This is a genomic window from Streptomyces sp. GDS52, assembly GCF_052246875.1.
GTDB lineage: Bacteria > Actinomycetota > Actinomycetes > Streptomycetales > Streptomycetaceae > Streptomyces > Streptomyces cathayae.
Window position 1 is genome coordinate 185,309 of record NZ_CM125966.1, and the last position, 15,128, is coordinate 200,436.

Here is a 15,128-nt window from a genome sequence, read left to right on the forward strand (position 1 = left end):
GCAGCCCGGTCGGCCGTCGTCGAGGTGTTCTCGACGCCCCCGCCGCCTACAGGGCCTCCATGGCCTCGTCGACGTGGGCGGCCACCTGGTCCAGGAAGCGGCGCACGTCGGCTGCGGGCAGCGGGAGCGCGGCCCCACGGGGACGTTCGAAGCTGTGCAGCGCGGCTTCGACGAGGGGCCGGAAAGCGGTCCCGGAACCGGCGACCGCCTTCGCCGCCCTGCGCTTGGGAAGCCACTGGTCGGTGCGGCAGAACACCAGGGAGCGGCAGCCGTTGAGCACCCTGTTGTCCGCCAGGTGGCCCTCACCGTCGGCGTGTTCGCGGACGGAGACCCGCAGCGCGGTGAGCAGTGCGGCGCGGGGCGGCTCGGCGATCACCTCCCGGGCCGGCCTGCCGAACAGCCGGCGGCCGGCCCGGGAGGCGATGGAACGGTCGATGACGTACCAGAAGTCCGCGGACTCCCCCGGGTCGAAACTCACCTTCTCCGGCAGTTCCGCGCCGGTGTTGAGGTCCATCAGGTAACCGGCCCCGCCCTCCCCCGTCCCGGCGACGGCGTCGGAGGCGTGGACGACCAGTTCCAGCCCGGCCGCGGGACACGGCAGTGCGAAGTGGCTGAGCGTCCCGGCCAGTTCGTGCAGCGCCCGGCGGGGCAGGGACGGGTCCACCACGACCATGACGTCGACGTCACTGCGCCCGTGCAGGTAGTCGCCGAGGGCGATCGAACCGACCGCGAGGACGCTCACCAGGTGAGGGCCGCAGACGGTGCGGATGCGGTGGACCTGCTCCTCCAGATAGGGGCGGAGCTCGGCGGGCACGGGCTGCGGGAAGGCGGGAGAACCAGGAGGACCAGGAGAGGCGGGGGTACGGGCCATGCGCTCAGTCTCCCCGGCGGAAAGCGCCCCCTCGCCCCTCGCCTGCCGTGCGGCGCCCGTCGCCCGTCGCCCAACGGCAGGGCCCGGCCGTCCCTGCCGGACCCCACCGGCCCCCGGGGTACCCGTCGGGGCCGTTTTCAAGCATCGGCGGCTCATCAGGGCCGTCCGGCCCTAGCCCTGGTGGTTTCCGCCGCCGACGATGGACCGATGTTCCAGAGCGATGGCTTCCGCGCACTCGATCGCCAGGAGTGCCTGCGCCTGCTGGCCAAGGTGCCGGTGGGGCGCGTCGTATACACCCGGCAGGCGCTGCCTGCCGTCCTCCCGGTCAACTTCTCCCTGGACACGGACTCCTCCGTGCTGCTGTGCACCTCGCGGGACTCCGACCTGGTGCGCGCGATCGACGGTGTCGTGGTGGCCTTCGAGGCCGACGACTTCCAGACCGGGATACGGGCCGGCTGGAGCGTGGTGATCACCGGCCGGGCCGCCGTGGTGACCGATCCCGCCGAGCACGAGCGGCTGCTGCGGGACGGTCCCGACTCCTGGATGCCGATGCGGGACGGGGTGTTCGTACGGATCGAGGCCGGCATGGTCTCGGGGCGGGAACTCACGGGCCTGGGCGTGCGCGGCACCGCGCCGACCACCTGAGAGCCGAACCGCAGGGCCGCAGGGCCACCGGGCCACCGGCCCGGTGGCACACGGCAGTTGATCACGGCCCCGGGGGCATCCCGTACGGTACGCCTGTGACCGAGTACAGCACTGAGGAAGCCCCGGGGCGCTTCGGCCCCACCGCCACCACCGAGGCCGAGCCCGGCGAGGTGGGCCGGGTACGCACGGAATACTCGCCCGCGCACGACGGTGACCCCGATCCCGGGGAGATCGTCTGGACCTGGGTGCCCTACGAGGAGAACGACGGCCGGGGCAAGGACCGTCCGGTGCTCGTCGTCGCGCGTGAGGCGGCCGGAACCGTCCTCGCCGTGCAGTTGTCGAGCAAGCGGCGCGACGGGGACCGGGACCGGGTGCCGATCGGCAGCGGGCCGTGGGACCGGTCGGGCCGGGATTCGTGGGTCGCCGTCGACCGGGTGCTGCGGCTGCACGAGGACGGCATGCGCCGCGAGGCCTGTGCCCTGGACCGGATGCGGTTCAATCTGGTGCGTCACCGGCTGCGGGAGCGCTACGGCTGGAGCTGACCTCCGCGGTGTCCGCCGTGTCCGCGGTGTCTGCCGCGTCCGCCGCCAGGTCCGCGAACGTCCGGTCGAAGGACGTGCGGATCGTTCCCCCGCGCGTGCGGTCCAGGATCCCGAAGACCACGTGCTCGAAGGCTTCCGCGAACCGGCCGCCCGGCTCCAGCAGCGCCCGGAACGCGGCCGCCACCCCTGCGGGGTCGTTGCGGAAGACCCCGCAGCCCCAGGCGCCCAGCACCAGCCGCCGGTGACCGACCGCCGCGGCGGTCTCCAGCACCCGTTCCGCCCGGACGGCCAGGGCACCGGGCACCTCACCCGCACGCTCCGGCGCCGTCCGGAGGATGACGCCCGCGTTCGGCGCGGGCGAGGTGAGGAAGCCCGCCCGGAACGGCTTCTCGAGGAGCCGGCCGCGGTCGTCGCGGAAGACGGGCACGGCGGGTGAGTGAATCACCCGGTCGGAGTAGAACGGGTCACGGTGGGTCCGGTGGTGGTCGTAGTACTCGGGGGCCCGCAGCAGGCAGGTGTGGAGCGCGGAGGCCCGGCACAGCGCCTCCTCCTGGGCCTGCGCGCCGTTGAGGTAGCCGCCGCCGGGGGTGGGGGTACCTCCCTGCTCATGGGGGTCCCTCCCGCTCGAGCGGAGCCGAGAGTGGGGGAGAAGCTGAGAGCTTGGGGGATCGCGGAGGCGAAGTTCAGCACCGCCGGCTCCCGGCGCGGCTCGCCCGGCTCCGCGTCTTCCGCGAGCCGGCGCGCGGCCTCCAGGCTGCTCTCCCCGGTGACCTCGATCCGTGTCCTGGCCGGGGAGGCCCGCTCCGGGACCTCCTTCGGACCCCGCACCGGCTCCGGCCCGTACAGCCGGGTCCCGTCCCGGGCGGCCCGGACGGCCTCCGCGAGGCGCACCTCGCGGCCGCTCGGAGCGCGGTAGGCCCCCGCCGCCACGATCTGCCCGGTCTCGCGCGCGATGCCGCGCAGACGCGCGCTCACGCCGCGACCCCCGTACGCTCCGTGACCGCGCGCCCCGCGGCTCCCCTCACCGACATCCCCACCGGCTCCCCGTGATCTCCCCGTCGTGCCCGTACGAGCATCGTGAGCGATGCTGGTGAGGCGACGCAACGGAGTTTCGCCGCTCCCGGCACGCCCCACCGGGCGCCCTTGTGCCGAGCGTCGCGAGGGTTTTGGGTGGACGGGTTGAAGCCGGACGGGACCGAAGAACCCCGGCCGGCGACATGGAGGTATCTCAGGAGGATCCCCACATGTCCGATTCGGCAAGTGGCCATACCGAGCCACGTCCCGCCGTCACCGAAGCCGAGGTGGATGCGCTGGTCCGCGGCATCTGCTTCAAGACCGGACCGCCGCGCCGCCTCGGGGTCGAGGTGGAATGGCTCGTCCACGAGCTGCGTGCCCCGCAGCTCCCCGTGACATCCCAGCGACTCGAAGCGGCCTACGCCGCACTGCGGACCGTGCCCCTGAGTTCGGCGCTCACCGTCGAACCCGGCGGCCAGCTGGAGCTCAGCTCGCCGCCCGCCGTCTCCCTCATGGAGTGCGTCGACACCGTCCGCGCCGACCTCGACGCCGTCCGCGCGGTCCTGCGCGAGGACGGTCTCACCCTCGTCGGGCTCGGCCACGATCCCTGGCACGCACCACGCCGGTTCCTGCGCGAACCGCGCTACGACGCCATGGAGGCCTGCCTGGACCGCACCGGCCCCGCCGGCCGCGCCATGATGTGCGCCTCCGCGTCCGTACAGGTGTGTCTGGACGCCGGGTACGAGGAGCCGGGCGCCCTCGGCCATGTGCGGCGCTGGTGGCTGGCGCACCAGCTCGGTCCGGTCCTGGTCGCCGCGTTCGCCAACTCCCCGCTGGCCGGTCACCGGCCGACCGGCTGGCTGTCCACCCGGCAGCTGCGCTGGGCGCAGATCGGCACCGGTCGTGCGGGCGGTCCCGTGCTGGACTCCGATCCGCGCGCGGCCTGGGCCCGCCACGTCCTGGACGCGCCGGTGATGTGCGTACGGCGCGACGCCGGCCCGTGGGACGTGCCGAAGGGGCTGACCTTCCGTGAGTGGACCAGGTCCAGGGCGCCCAGGGCGCCGACCCGGGACGATCTCGACTACCACGTGACGACGCTGTTTCCGCCGGTCAGGCCGCGCGGTCACCTGGAGCTGCGGATGATCGACGCCCAGCCCGGTGACGACGGCTGGATCGTGCCGCTGGCCGTGACGACGGCACTGTTCGACGATCCGGAGGCCGCCGAGACCGCCTACCGGGCGGTGAAGCCGCTGGCCGAACGGACCCACGGGATGCCGGCGCCGCACAATCCGCTGTGGCGGGACGCGGCCCGCGGCGGCCTGGCCGATCCGGAGCTGCGCGAGGTGGCCGCCGCCTGCTTCGCCGCGGCGCTGCGGGCGCTGCCCCGGCTGGGCGCCACGACCCCGGTCGTGGACGCGGTGGCGGCGTACCGGGACCGCTATGTCGCCCGGGGCCGCTGCCCCGCCGACGAACTGCTCGACACCCTGCGCGGCGGTGTCGCCGCCCGCGCCGACGGCACCGCCGTGTCCGGCGCGCGCACACACCCGCAGACGCACGGAGCGCCTCCGCACGGGAAGGACACCCGCTCATGACCGACCCCGCTCCCGACTCCGAGGCCCTGCGCGAGCGCGCGGCCGCCGCGCTGATCACCGCGCGCGACCGGACCACCCTGCTGACCGGCTGTGTCGACGAACCCGAGCTGACCGCACAGCACTCGCCGCTGATGTCGCCCCTGGTGTGGGACCTCGCCCACATCGGCAACCAGGAGGAGCAGTGGCTGTTGCGGGCCGTCGCCGGGCAGGAGGCGATACGGCCCGAGATCGACAGTGTCTACGACGCCTTCGAGCACCCGCGTGCCGAGCGGCCGCGGTTGCCGCTGCTGCCTCCCGAGGAGGCCCGCCGCTACGCCTCGGACGTGCGCGGCCGGGCGCTGGACGTGCTGGAGGGCACCGCGTTCCACGGCGAGCGGCTGACCGAGGCGGGCTTCGCCTTCGGGATGATCGCGCAGCACGAACAGCAGCACGACGAGACGATGCTGATCACCCATCAGCTGCGCAAGGGGCCGCAGGCGCTGACCGCTCCGGACCCGGATCCGGTGCCGCTGTTCACCGGCCCGTCCGAAGTACTGGTTCCCGGCGGCCCGTTCACCATGGGCACCTCCGACGAGCCGTGGGCGCTGGACAACGAACGTCCGGCGCACCGGCGCGAGGTGGCGCCGTTCCACATCGACACCACCCCGGTGACCAACGCCGCCTACCAGGCGTTCATCGAGGACGGCGGCTACGACGACCCGCGCTGGTGGACCGCACAGGGCTGGGCCCACATCCGCCGGAACTCCGTCACCGCCCCGCTGTTCTGGCAGCGGGACGGCACGCCCGGCGCGGGGCGGTGGCTGCGGCGCCGCTTCGGTGTCACCGAGGCCGTACCGCCCGACGAGCCCGTGCTGCACGTGTGCTGGTACGAGGCCGACGCGTACGCGCGCTGGGCCGGGCGCCGGCTGCCCACCGAGGCCGAGTGGGAGAAGGCCGCCCGCCACGACCCGGCCGGCGGCCGCTCGGCGCGCTACCCCTGGGGCGACGCCGAGCCCGGCCCGCTCCACGCCAACCTCGGCCAGCGGCACCTGCGTCCCGCGCCCGCGGGGAGCTATCCGGCCGGTGAGTCGCCGCTCGGGGTGCGCCAGTTGATCGGTGACGTGTGGGAGTGGACGTCGAGCGACTTCCTGCCGTACCCGGGGTTCAGGGCGTTCCCGTACAAGGAGTACTCGGAGGTGTTCTTCGGGCCCGGGTACAAGGTGCTGCGCGGCGGTTCGTTCGCGGTGGACGCGGTGGCCTGCCGGGGCACCTTCCGCAACTGGGACCATCCCGTCCGGCGGCAGATCTTCTCCGGCTTCCGCACGGCACGCTCGGAGAGCGTCTGATGTGCCGTCACCTCGCCTACGTGGGGCCCGAGGAGCCGCTCGGCCGGCTCCTCGTGAGCCCGCCGCACGGGTTGTACCGCCAGTCGTGGGCGCCCCGGCGCCAGCGGTACGGAACGGTCAACGCCGATGGTTTCGGCGTGGGCTGGTACGCGCCGGGAGACCCGGTGCCGGCCCGGTACCGCAGGGCCGGACCCATCTGGGCGGACCTGTCGTTCGCCGATCTCGCCCGGGTCGTCCGCACCCCGGCGCTGCTCGCCGCCGTACGGGACGCGACCCTGTCGGGCGCGGACGGTGAGGCCGCGGCGGCCCCGTTCGCCGCGGGGACCTGGCTGTTCAGCCACAACGGTGCCGTGCGGGGCTGGCCCGGCGCGCTCGCACCGCTCGCCGGGTCCCTGCCCGCCGAGGACGTGCTGTCGCTGGAGGCCCGCAGCGACTCCGCGTTCGTGTGGGCCCTCGTGCTCGCCCGGCTGCGGGCCGGGAAACCCGAGGGGCAGGCACTGGCCGACACCGTGCTGGAGGTGGCCGCGGCGGCCCCCGGTTCCCGGCTCAACCTGCTGCTCACCCAGGGCGACACCGTCACCGCGACCGCGTGGGGCGACACCTTGTGGTACCTCGCCCGGCCGGGCGGCGGCACCGTCGTCGCCTCGGAGCCCTACGACGACGATCCGCACTGGTGCGAGGTCCCCGACCGCACGCTGCTGGCGGCGAGCCGCACCGACGTGCTGCTCACCCCGATCGAGGAGCCGGACGAGGTCCTGGCGCCCACCGACCCATCGGCACCCCTGAAGGAGCTCCGCACGTGAGTCCGTTCCTGCTCACCCGCACCCTGCCCGAGGACGCCACCGACGCGGCCCTGCGCGCCGACGTCCTCCGGGGCCTCGGCGACAGGCCGAGGACGCTGCCGCCGAAGTGGTTCTACGACGCGTACGGCAGCGAGCTGTTCGAAGAGATCACCGAGCTGCCCGAGTACTACCCGACGCGGGCCGAACGCGAGATCCTGCTCGCCCGCTCCGGTGAGATCGCCGCGGCGGCCGGCGCCCGTACCCTGGTCGAACTGGGCTCCGGATCCTCGGAGAAGACCCGCCACCTGATCGACGCTCTGACCGGGCTGCACACCTACGTCCCCGTCGACGTCAGCGAGAGCGCCCTGACCCGGGCGGGGCGGGCGCTCGTCGCCGAGCGGCCGGGCCTGGCCGTACACGCGCTGATCGCCGACTTCACCGGCCGGATGACACTGCACGACACCCCGGGCCCGCGCCTGGTGGCGTTCCTCGGGGGCACGATCGGCAATCTGCTGCCCGCCGAGCGGGCCGCGTTCCTGGCCTCCGTCCGCGCGCTGCTCGCCCCGGGGGACGCGCTGCTGCTGGGCACGGACCTGGTCAAGGACGAGAAGGTACTGGTCCGGGCGTACGACGACGAGGCCGGGGTGACGGCCGCCTTCAACAAGAACGTCCTGACCGTGATCAACCGGGAGTTGGGCGCCGACTTCGATCCGGCCGCCTTCGACCACGTGGCCGTGTGGGACGCCGAGCACGAGTGGATCGAGATGCGGCTGCGCTCGCGCGGGGCACAGACGGTGAAGGTCCCCGCGCTCGGTCTCGCCGTCGACTTCGCCGCGGGCGAGGAACTGCGCACCGAGGTCTCGGCGAAGTTCCGCAAGGAAGGGGTACGTGGTGAATTGGCCGCTGCAGGGCTGGAGTTGACGCGGTGGTGGACGGACGAGGAGGGCCGGTTCGCGCTGTCGCTCAGCGTGGCGCGCTGACGGAGGACGCCCGGTACGTGCGGGCCCGGGAGACTGACATCTCGCGCTCGCGCACCGTCTGGGGCACGGTGGAAAGACGTGTGACACAGGAGGCGTCCCGCGTACCGGTGGGAGCCGCCGTCGAGAGGAGCACCCGCATGTCGAACCACACCTACCGGGTCACCGAGATCGTCGGCACCTCGCCCGACGGCGTGGACCAGGCCGTCCGCAACGGCGTCGAGCGCGCCGCGCAGACCCTGCGCAACCTGGACTGGTTCGAGGTGACCCAGGTGCGCGGCCAGATCGAGGAGGGCCGGATCGCGCACTGGCAGGTGGGCCTGAAGGTCGGCTTCCGCCTGGACGAGACGGACTGACCCCGCCCCGGAGGGGAACGGCCCCGTCCCGGAACGGGGCCGGCACGGGCCCGTGAGGAGGCACAGGACCCTGTACGTACCCGCGGGAACGTACCCGCGGGAGGGGGAGGGCGCCAGGTCCGCTCCTTCCCCCTCCTGTGCCGCCTCCGGTTCCTCCGGCGGGGCCGTCCGGCGGGCGCTTCCCGCTGTCGGTCACACCGCCCGGCCCGGACGGGGGAATGCGGCGGCGGACCAGGTGTTGAAGCAGGTGTGACCCCGTTGATCGCCCGTACCCGCTTCTCCGTTCTCGACCGGTCCCGCATCCGTGAGGGACACACCGGTCCCGAGGCGCTGCGGGACACCGTGCGGCTGGCGCGGGAGGTGGAGCGGCTCGGCTACCACCGGTTCTGGGTCTCCGAGCACCACGGCGTGCCCGGGGTGGCCGGTTCCGCGCCGACGGTGCTGGCCGCCGCCGTCGCCGCGGCAACCGGGACGATCCGCGTGGGCACTGGCGGGGTCATGCTGCCCAACCATCAGCCACTCGTCGTGGCGGAGCAGTTCGGGGTGCTGGAGTCGCTCTTCCCGGGGCGGGTGGACATGGGCCTGGGCCGCTCGGTCGGCTTCACCGACGGGGTGCGCAGGGCCCTGGGCCGCGACAAGGACGACGCCGAGGACTTCGGCGCCCAGATCGACGAGCTGCTCGGCTGGTTCCGCGGCACCTCCCCCACCGGGGTGCGCGCCCGCCCGGCCGAGGGGCTGGCCGTGCCCCCGTTCGTGCTCGCCATGGGCGAGGGGGCGGCGATCGCCGCTCGCGCGGGCCTGCCGATGGTCATCGGCGACCTGCGCGGCCGCGACCGGATGCGCCGCGGCATCGACGACTACCGCGCGCGGTTCCGCCCGTCCGCCTGGGCGAGCGAGCCGTACGTGGTGATCTCCGGCACGGTCGCCGTGGCCGGCACGTCCGAACAGGCCCGCCGGCTGCTGATCCCGGAGGCCTGGTCGATGGCGCACTCCCGTACCCGCGGCACCTTCCCGCCGCTGCCGCCCGCCGAGCGCGTCGGGTCGCTCCTCATGACGGCCAAGGAACGCGACCTGTACGAGTCCGGGCTCAGGGGCCACCTCGCCGGTACCGAGGAGCAGGTGGCCGACGAACTGGAGAGGGTGCTGAAGGAGACGGGCGCCCAGGAGGTCCTGGTCACCACCAGCACCCACGACCGTGCGGCCCTGCTGGACTCCTACCGGCGGCTCGCCGCTGTCGCCGGTCTCCCGGGGACGGACGGCGGCGCGCGCCCCGATCCGGACGGCGGCGCGGCGCGCCGGTGAGGCGCCTCACCGGCGCGCACACGGTTCCCTCCGGTCAGCCGCGGCCGCGCCGCGGAACGTCACGGCCCCGCCGGGTCGCGTCGTCGCTCCGCAGGGTGTCGTCCGGCACTCCCTCGCTCTCGATGCGCTCCTTGCGGACCCGGCCGCGTACGGTCTCGTTCTCGGTGCGCTCCTCCATGGTCAGCCGTACCCGTTCCACGGGTACCGCCCTGGTCTCCACGACGGGACGCTCCTCGTGCAGCGTGACCTCGTACTCGGCCTCGCCGATCTCGGCGCCGGAGAGCGCGGCCGCGCGGTCGGCCTCCGTGATCGGCTCGCGCACCACGTGCACCTCCTCGTGGCGCACCGGCACGATCTTCTCGACCTCCTCCGTCACGACGTACTTGCGCAGCCTGGCCCGTCCGGTCTCGCGTCGCTCGACGCGGACGTGCATCTCCTCCTCCATGCGCGTCATGGAGTCGGCGCCCGGCCCGCCGCGCGCGGTGGTCCGGCCCGCCTTCCCGGTCGCCGCCGACGTTCCCGCGGCGCCGGCCGCCGTCGTGTTCGCCGTGCGGGCTGTTCCAGCGGCACCCGGCGTCCCCGTCCTGCCCGGCGTCGTCCTGTCCGGCGTCGTTTTGCCCGGCGTCCCGGCCTTTCCGGTCGTGCCCGCCATCCCTGCCGCGCCCGCCGCGCCGGCGGCACCCGCCGCGCCGGCCGTCCCCGCCTTGCCCATACCGGGGTGCCGGTCGCCGCGGCCCTCGCCGGAGCGCCCGGTGTCGTCGCGCAGCACACCGCTCCAGTCGATGCCGTAGTACTCGTACAGCCGGTGTTCCTCCGACTCCGACAGGTGGCCCTGGGAGTCGACGTCGACGTCGGGTGCGCCCTTGACCTTGTCCTTGAGGTACGGGACTTCGAGGTGGTCCTCCACCAGTTCGGCGTCACGGATGGGGATGAACGACTCGTTGGAGCCGAACATGCCCGTCCTGACGCTCACCCACTCGGGGCGGCCGCTCATGTCGTCGAAGAAGACGTGCTTGGCCTCACCGATCCTGTTGCCCTCGCCGTCGTAGACGGGGTGATCCAGGAGGATCTTGACCTCATCGCGGGTGATCATCTGGTCTCACCCTCCTTTCAGGGTGTCACTCCCGTCCGGATGTCCTCATCAACCCCATGGAAACTTCACATAAGGGATAAAAAGCGCTTAATTTTCGACAGCGCTCACTTCTGGTGCCCCCGTCGCACGTCCTCGACCGGATGTTCCCGCCCGCAGCCGTCGGCCGGCGGCTGCGCGGCGGCGGCCAGGGCACGGCGGTCGACATGGGTGCCGGGCGGGATCGCGGCCCGTATCTCGACCTCAGCGATCAGGCCGCGGGCCGAGACCACCCGCCACAGGGACGCGAACAGGGGGTCGTCGCCGACGAAGGCCGCGGCGGTGGCCGGCGTCCCGTGCGGGCTCCGGTAGTGGATGCGGACCGGCTGGACCGGCGCCCCGGCGTCCAGTGCCGCCTGGAAGACGGCCCGGCGGAAGGAGCCCTGCCGACGGCCGCACCAGGTGCTGCCCTCGGGGAAGGCGGCGACCGCCGCGCCCTCGCGCAGCGCCCCGGCGATCCGGGCGACCGTGTCCGGCAGGGCACGCAGGCGGTCGCGGTCGATGAACAGGACGCCCGCGCGTCCGACCAGCGGCCCGGCCACCGGCCATCGCCGTATCTCGGACTTGGCCAGCATCCGGGCCGGACGGACCGCGCTCAGCAGCGGTATGTCGAGCCAGGAGATGTGGTTGGCGACGAGGAGCAGCCCGCCGGTGGGCGGGGCGGCGCCGGTGACCTGGACCCGGACCCCGGCGGCCCGCACGATCCACCGGCACCAGCGGCCCACCGGCCCCGCCGGGATCCACCGGCCGACCGGCAGCAGCGCCACCCCGACGAGGACGAGGAGGACGACCGCCATCAGGCGCAGCACCGCCCTCGGTACGGCCGTCGCGGCCCTCGTCGGCTCCACACAGCCGCTCGGGGTGCAGGGCGCTGCGGGCAGCCAGACGCTCATCAGGCCGGCACGAGGGAGAGGAAGTGCCGCAGGTAGCGCGGGTTCACCCGGTCCATCGGCAGCAGTACGTACAGGTCGGCTACGCCGAAGTCCACGTCGTGCGCGGGCTCGCCGCAGACCCAGGCGCCGAGCCGGAGGTAGCCGCGCAGCAGGGCGGGCAGCTCGGTGCGGGCCGCGGGTGCCGCGGCCGCCCCGGGGTTCGTCCGCCACGGGAGCAGGGGTCGTACGCGGTACTCCTCGGGGGCGAGGTGCTTGCCCCGCACCCGGTCCCAGGCGGCGGAGGCGAGCGCGCCGCCGTCGGCGAGCGGTATGGAGCAGCAGCCCGCCAGCCACGTGTGCCCCCGCTCGACCATGTAGCGGGCGATGCCGGCCCAGATGAGGCCGATGACCGCGCCGTCGCGGTGGTCGGGGTGCACGCAGGAGCGGCCGACCTCGACGAGGCCCGGCCGGATCGGGTCGAGCGCGCCGAGGTCGAACTCGCTCTCGGCGTACAGGCGCCCGGCGACCGCGGCGCGCTCCGGCGGCAGCAGCCGGTAGGTGCCGACGACCTGGCCGCTCACCTCCTCGCGCACGAGCAGGTGGTCGCAGTAGGCGTCGAAGGGGTCGATGTCCAGGCCCGGCTGGGAGGTGGACAGCAGGGCGCCCAGCTCGCCGGCGAAGACGTCGTGCCGCAGTCGCTGGGCGGCACGCACGTCCTCCTCGTCGCGGGCGAGGGTGACGGTGTAGCGGATGGGTGCCGCGGGCTTCGCGGGGTGGTCTGCGGTCAGCACGCCGGTCATGGCTCTCTCCTGGTCACGCGCCGGAGCGGGAAGGGGGACTCCCCTTGTTTCTCCCTACGCCGGTTGGCGTGTACGTGACCTGAGCCGGGAGTGCGGATGTGAGGATGCTGAATGCCAGGCGTCACCCGGACAGCAGACGGGACCGGGGATGAGCACCACTCCCGGTCCCGCCCGTCCGCCCCCTGGCGAACGTTCTTCCGTTGCCCGCCGGGGCGGCTACCGGCCGGTCCCCTTGCGGGTGGCCCGCAGCCACTCCTTGTTCATCCCGGTGATGGAGGTCAGCGGGATGCCCTTCGGGCAGGCGGTGGCGCACTCGCCGGCGAGGGTGCAGCCGCCGAACCCCTCCTGGTCCATCTGGGCCACCATGTCGAGCACCCGGGTCTCCCGCTCGGGCGCGCCCTGCGGCAGCACGTTGAGGTGGTTGATCTTCGCCGAGGTGAAGAGCATCGCCGCGCCGTTCGGGCAGGCCGCGACGCAGGCGCCGCAGCCGATGCACTCGGCGTGCTCGAAGGCGAAGTCCGCGTCCGGCTTCGGCACCGGTGTGGCGTGCGCCTCGGGCGCGGAGCCGGTGGGGACGCTGACGTAGCCGCCGGCCTGGATGATCCGGTCGAACGCCGACCGGTCCACCACGAGGTCCTTCACCACCGGGAAGGCCGACGCCCGCCACGGCTCGATGTCGATGGTGTCGCCGTCCTTGAAGGACCGCATGTGCAGCTGGCAGCTGGTGGTGCGCTCGGGGCCGTGGGCGTCGCCGTTGATGACCAGCGAGCAGGCGCCGCAGATGCCCTCGCGGCAGTCGTGGTCGAAGGCGACGGGGTCCTCGCCCTTGAGGGTGAGTTCCTCGTTGAGGGTGTCGAGCATCTCCAGGAAGGACATGTCGGGCGAGATGCCGTCCACCTCGTACGTGGACATGGCGCCGTCGGCATCGGCGTTCTTCTGCCGCCAGACGCGCAGGGTGAGCTTCATGCGTAGCTCCGCTGAGTGGGGTGGACGTACTCGAAGACGAGGTCTTCCTTGTGCAGGGTGGGGGCTTCGCCGGTGCCGGTGAACTCCCAGGCGGCCGCGTAGGAGAACTCCTCGTCCTTGCGGGCCGCCTCGCCCTCGGGGCTCTGGGACTCCTCACGGAAGTGGCCGCCGCAGGACTCGGAGCGGTGCAGCGCGTCGAGGCACATCAGCTCGGCGAGCTCCAGGTAGTCGACGATGCGGTTGGCCCGCTCCAGCGACTGGTTGAACTCCTCGCCGGTGCCGGGCACCTTGATCCGCCGCCAGAACTCCTCACGGATCTGCGGGATGCGCTCCAGCGCCTTGCGCAGGCCCGCCTCGGTACGGGCCATGCCGCAGAACTCCCACATGAGTTCGCCGAGTTCGCGGTGGAAGGAGTCGGGGGTGCGGTCGCCGTCCACGGACAGCAGGAGGTTGATCCGGTCCTCGGTCTCGGCCAGCACCTCCTGCACCGCCGGATGGCCGGCGTCGACCTCGTCCTTGTGCGGGTTGCGGGCGAGGTAGTCGTTGATGGTGGAGGGGAGGACGAAGTAGCCGTCCGCCAGGCCCTGCATCAGCGCGGAGGCGCCGAGGCGGTTGGCGCCGTGGTCGGAGAAGTTGGCCTCACCGACGGCGAACAGGCCGGGGACGGTGGTCTGGAGGTCGTAGTCGACCCACAGGCCGCCCATCGTGTAGTGCACCGCGGGGTAGATCCGCATCGGCACCCGGTACGGGTCCTCGTCGGTGATCCGCTGGTACATGTCGAAGAGGTTGCCGTACTTGGCCTCCACCGCCGCCCGCCCCAGGCGCTCGATGGCGTCGGCGAAGTCCAGGTAGACGCCCTGGCCGCCGGGGCCGACACCCCGGCCCTCGTCGCAGACGTTCTTCGCGGCGCGGGAGGCGATGTCGCGGGGCACCAGGTTGCCGAAGGACGGGTAGATGCGCTCCAGGTAGTAGTCGCGCTCGTCCTCGGGGATCTTGTTCGGCGGGCGGTCGTCGCCCTTCGCCTTCGGCACCCAGATGCGGCCGTCGTTGCGCAGCGACTCGCTCATCAGCGTCAGCTTGGACTGGTGGTCGCCGGTGCGCGGGATGCAGGTGGGGTGGATCTGGGTGAAGCAGGGGTTGGCGAAGTACGCGCCGCGCCGGTGCGCCCGCCAGATCGCGGTCGCGTTGGAGTTCATCGCGTTCGTCGACAGGTAGAAGACGTTGCCGTAGCCGCCGGTCGCGAGGACGACGGCGTCGGCGAAGTGGGTGTCGATCTTCCCGGTGATCAGGTCCCGGGCGACGATCCCGCGCGCCCGGCCGTCGATGACGACGAGGTCGAGCATCTCGGTGCGCGCGTGCATCTCCACGGTGCCGGCGGCGATCTGCCGGGACAGCGCCTGGTAGGCGCCGAGGAGGAGCTGCTGGCCCGTCTGGCCGCGGGCGTAGAAGGTGCGGGAGACCTGGACGCCGCCGAAGGAGCGGGTGTCGAGCAGGCCGCCGTACTCGCGGGCGAAGGGCACGCCCTGGGCCACGCACTGGTCGATGATCTCCACGGAGATCTGCGCGAGGCGGTGCACGTTGGACTCGCGCGCCCGGAAGTCGCCGCCCTTGACGGTGTCGTAGAAGAGGCGGTGGACGGAGTCGCCGTCGTTGCGGTAGTTCTTCGCCGCGTTGATGCCGCCCTGCGCGGCGATGGAGTGGGCCCGGCGCGGGGAGTCCGTGTAGCAGAACTGGATGACGCGGTAGCCCTGCTCGGCGAGCGTGGCCCCGGCCGCGCCGCCGGCCAGGCCGGTGCCGACGACGATCACGGTCTGCTTGCGCCGGTTGGCGGGGTTGACCAGCTTGGCCTCGAAGCGGCGGGTGTCCCAGCGCTCGTGGATCGGCCCGGACGGGGCCTTGGTGTCGGCGACCGGCTCACCGGTCGCGTACTCGGTGTAAGCAGCGTAGGCAGTCAT

14 protein-coding genes and 1 pseudogene are annotated in these 15,128 nt (G+C 73.2%); 8 read left to right on the top strand and 7 right to left on the bottom strand.

The genetic code is table 11. The features are described 5' to 3' along the window. Nucleotides 1–46 precede the first annotated feature (46 nt). Nucleotides 47–871, bottom strand: coding sequence for an aminoglycoside adenylyltransferase domain-containing protein (locus ACTWJ9_RS00885; RefSeq protein WP_443295044.1), 825 nt, complete (start codon nt 869–871; stop codon nt 47–49). Between the two features lie 207 nt (nt 872–1,078). Between ACTWJ9_RS00885 and ACTWJ9_RS00890 the strand changes: the two genes are divergently transcribed. Together ACTWJ9_RS00890 and ACTWJ9_RS00895 are read left to right on the top strand one after the other, a co-directional pair. After that, entirely contained in the window at nt 1,079–1,516 is a 438-nt protein-coding gene (locus ACTWJ9_RS00890) for a pyridoxamine 5'-phosphate oxidase family protein (protein WP_279332074.1), read from the top strand. Between the two features lie 95 nt (nt 1,517–1,611). Next, nucleotides 1,612–2,058: a type II toxin-antitoxin system PemK/MazF family toxin gene (locus ACTWJ9_RS00895; protein ID WP_279332075.1), complete on the top strand. Its 447-nt coding sequence runs from the start codon at nt 1,612–1,614 to the stop codon at nt 2,056–2,058. On the opposite strand, the pseudogene ACTWJ9_RS00900 reads toward ACTWJ9_RS00895, so the two are convergent. Further along, nucleotides 2,012–3,033: pseudogene (locus tag ACTWJ9_RS00900) on the bottom strand (TIGR02452 family protein). The gene ACTWJ9_RS00895 and the pseudogene ACTWJ9_RS00900 overlap by 47 nt on opposite strands. Before the next feature lie 269 nt (nt 3,034–3,302). Between ACTWJ9_RS00900 and egtA the strand changes: the two are divergent. The 6 genes from egtA to ACTWJ9_RS00930 all read left to right on the top strand — a co-directional run bounded on the left by egtA (nt 3,303) and on the right by ACTWJ9_RS00930 (nt 9,406). Further along, nucleotides 3,303–4,664: an ergothioneine biosynthesis glutamate--cysteine ligase EgtA gene (egtA, locus tag ACTWJ9_RS00905; RefSeq protein WP_279332076.1), complete on the top strand. Its 1,362-nt coding sequence runs from the start codon at nt 3,303–3,305 to the stop codon at nt 4,662–4,664. Beyond that, a complete protein-coding gene (gene egtB / locus ACTWJ9_RS00910) occupies nt 4,661–5,989 on the top strand; it encodes an ergothioneine biosynthesis protein EgtB (protein WP_279332077.1) in 1,329 nt (442 codons plus the stop codon). The genes egtA and egtB overlap by 4 nt, the downstream gene beginning before the upstream one ends. Continuing rightward, nucleotides 5,989–6,792 carry an ergothioneine biosynthesis protein EgtC gene (egtC, locus tag ACTWJ9_RS00915; RefSeq protein ID WP_279332078.1) on the top strand — a complete coding sequence of 268 codons (804 nt, stop codon included), beginning with the start codon at nt 5,989–5,991 and terminating at the stop codon, nt 6,790–6,792. The genes egtB and egtC overlap by 1 nt, the downstream gene beginning before the upstream one ends. Next, entirely contained in the window at nt 6,789–7,751 is a 963-nt protein-coding gene (gene egtD, locus ACTWJ9_RS00920; RefSeq protein ID WP_443295045.1) for an L-histidine N(alpha)-methyltransferase, read from the top strand. The genes egtC and egtD overlap by 4 nt, the downstream gene beginning before the upstream one ends. Before the next feature lie 137 nt (nt 7,752–7,888). Next, nucleotides 7,889–8,104, top strand: a complete 216-nt coding sequence (locus ACTWJ9_RS00925; RefSeq protein WP_279332081.1) for a dodecin — start codon at nt 7,889–7,891, stop codon at nt 8,102–8,104. A 249-nt stretch (nt 8,105–8,353) separates the two neighbouring features. Beyond that, a complete protein-coding gene (locus tag ACTWJ9_RS00930; RefSeq protein WP_443295046.1) occupies nt 8,354–9,406 on the top strand; it encodes an LLM class flavin-dependent oxidoreductase in 1,053 nt (350 codons plus the stop codon). A 34-nt stretch (nt 9,407–9,440) separates the two neighbouring features. On the opposite strand, the gene ACTWJ9_RS00935 is transcribed toward ACTWJ9_RS00930, so the two are convergent. The 5 genes from ACTWJ9_RS00935 to ACTWJ9_RS00955 all read right to left on the bottom strand — a co-directional run bounded on the left by ACTWJ9_RS00935 (nt 9,441) and on the right by ACTWJ9_RS00955 (nt 15,128). Next, on the bottom strand, nt 9,441–10,499 hold the full coding sequence (locus tag ACTWJ9_RS00935; protein ID WP_443295047.1) for a DUF2382 domain-containing protein: 1,059 nt from the start codon (nt 10,497–10,499) through the stop codon (nt 9,441–9,443). 104 nt (nt 10,500–10,603) lie between these two features. Then, nucleotides 10,604–11,428 (bottom strand): lysophospholipid acyltransferase family protein, encoded by an 825-nt coding sequence (locus ACTWJ9_RS00940; protein ID WP_443295048.1) that lies wholly within the window; start codon nt 11,426–11,428, stop codon nt 10,604–10,606. Continuing rightward, on the bottom strand, nt 11,428–12,207 hold the full coding sequence (locus ACTWJ9_RS00945) for a GNAT family N-acetyltransferase (protein ID WP_279332085.1): 780 nt from the start codon (nt 12,205–12,207) through the stop codon (nt 11,428–11,430). The genes ACTWJ9_RS00940 and ACTWJ9_RS00945 overlap by 1 nt, the downstream gene beginning before the upstream one ends. 216 nt (nt 12,208–12,423) lie before the next feature. Continuing rightward, nucleotides 12,424–13,173, bottom strand: a complete 750-nt coding sequence (locus ACTWJ9_RS00950) for a succinate dehydrogenase/fumarate reductase iron-sulfur subunit (protein WP_279332086.1) — start codon at nt 13,171–13,173, stop codon at nt 12,424–12,426. Continuing rightward, entirely contained in the window at nt 13,170–15,128 is a 1,959-nt protein-coding gene (locus ACTWJ9_RS00955; protein WP_279332087.1) for a fumarate reductase/succinate dehydrogenase flavoprotein subunit, read from the bottom strand. The genes ACTWJ9_RS00950 and ACTWJ9_RS00955 overlap by 4 nt, the downstream gene beginning before the upstream one ends.

Coding starts and splice junctions, on each gene's coding strand:
- ACTWJ9_RS00950 (WP_279332086.1), bottom strand. CDS start 13,173: ATGAAGCTCACCCTGCGCGTCTGGCGGCAGAAGAACGCCGATGCCGAC.
- ACTWJ9_RS00945 (WP_279332085.1), bottom strand. CDS start 12,207: ATGACCGGCGTGCTGACCGCAGACCACCCCGCGAAGCCCGCGGCACCC.
- ACTWJ9_RS00925 (WP_279332081.1), top strand. CDS start 7,889: ATGTCGAACCACACCTACCGGGTCACCGAGATCGTCGGCACCTCGCCC.
- ACTWJ9_RS00935 (WP_443295047.1), bottom strand. CDS start 10,499: ATGATCACCCGCGATGAGGTCAAGATCCTCCTGGATCACCCCGTCTAC.
- egtA (WP_279332076.1), top strand. CDS start 3,303: ATGTCCGATTCGGCAAGTGGCCATACCGAGCCACGTCCCGCCGTCACC.
- ACTWJ9_RS00940 (WP_443295048.1), bottom strand. CDS start 11,428: ATGAGCGTCTGGCTGCCCGCAGCGCCCTGCACCCCGAGCGGCTGTGTG.
- ACTWJ9_RS00885 (WP_443295044.1), bottom strand. CDS start 871: ATGGCCCGTACCCCCGCCTCTCCTGGTCCTCCTGGTTCTCCCGCCTTC.
- ACTWJ9_RS00955 (WP_279332087.1), bottom strand. CDS start 15,128: ATGACTGCCTACGCTGCTTACACCGAGTACGCGACCGGTGAGCCGGTC.
- egtC (WP_279332078.1), top strand. CDS start 5,989: ATGTGCCGTCACCTCGCCTACGTGGGGCCCGAGGAGCCGCTCGGCCGG.
- egtB (WP_279332077.1), top strand. CDS start 4,661: ATGACCGACCCCGCTCCCGACTCCGAGGCCCTGCGCGAGCGCGCGGCC.
- ACTWJ9_RS00890 (WP_279332074.1), top strand. CDS start 1,079: ATGTTCCAGAGCGATGGCTTCCGCGCACTCGATCGCCAGGAGTGCCTG.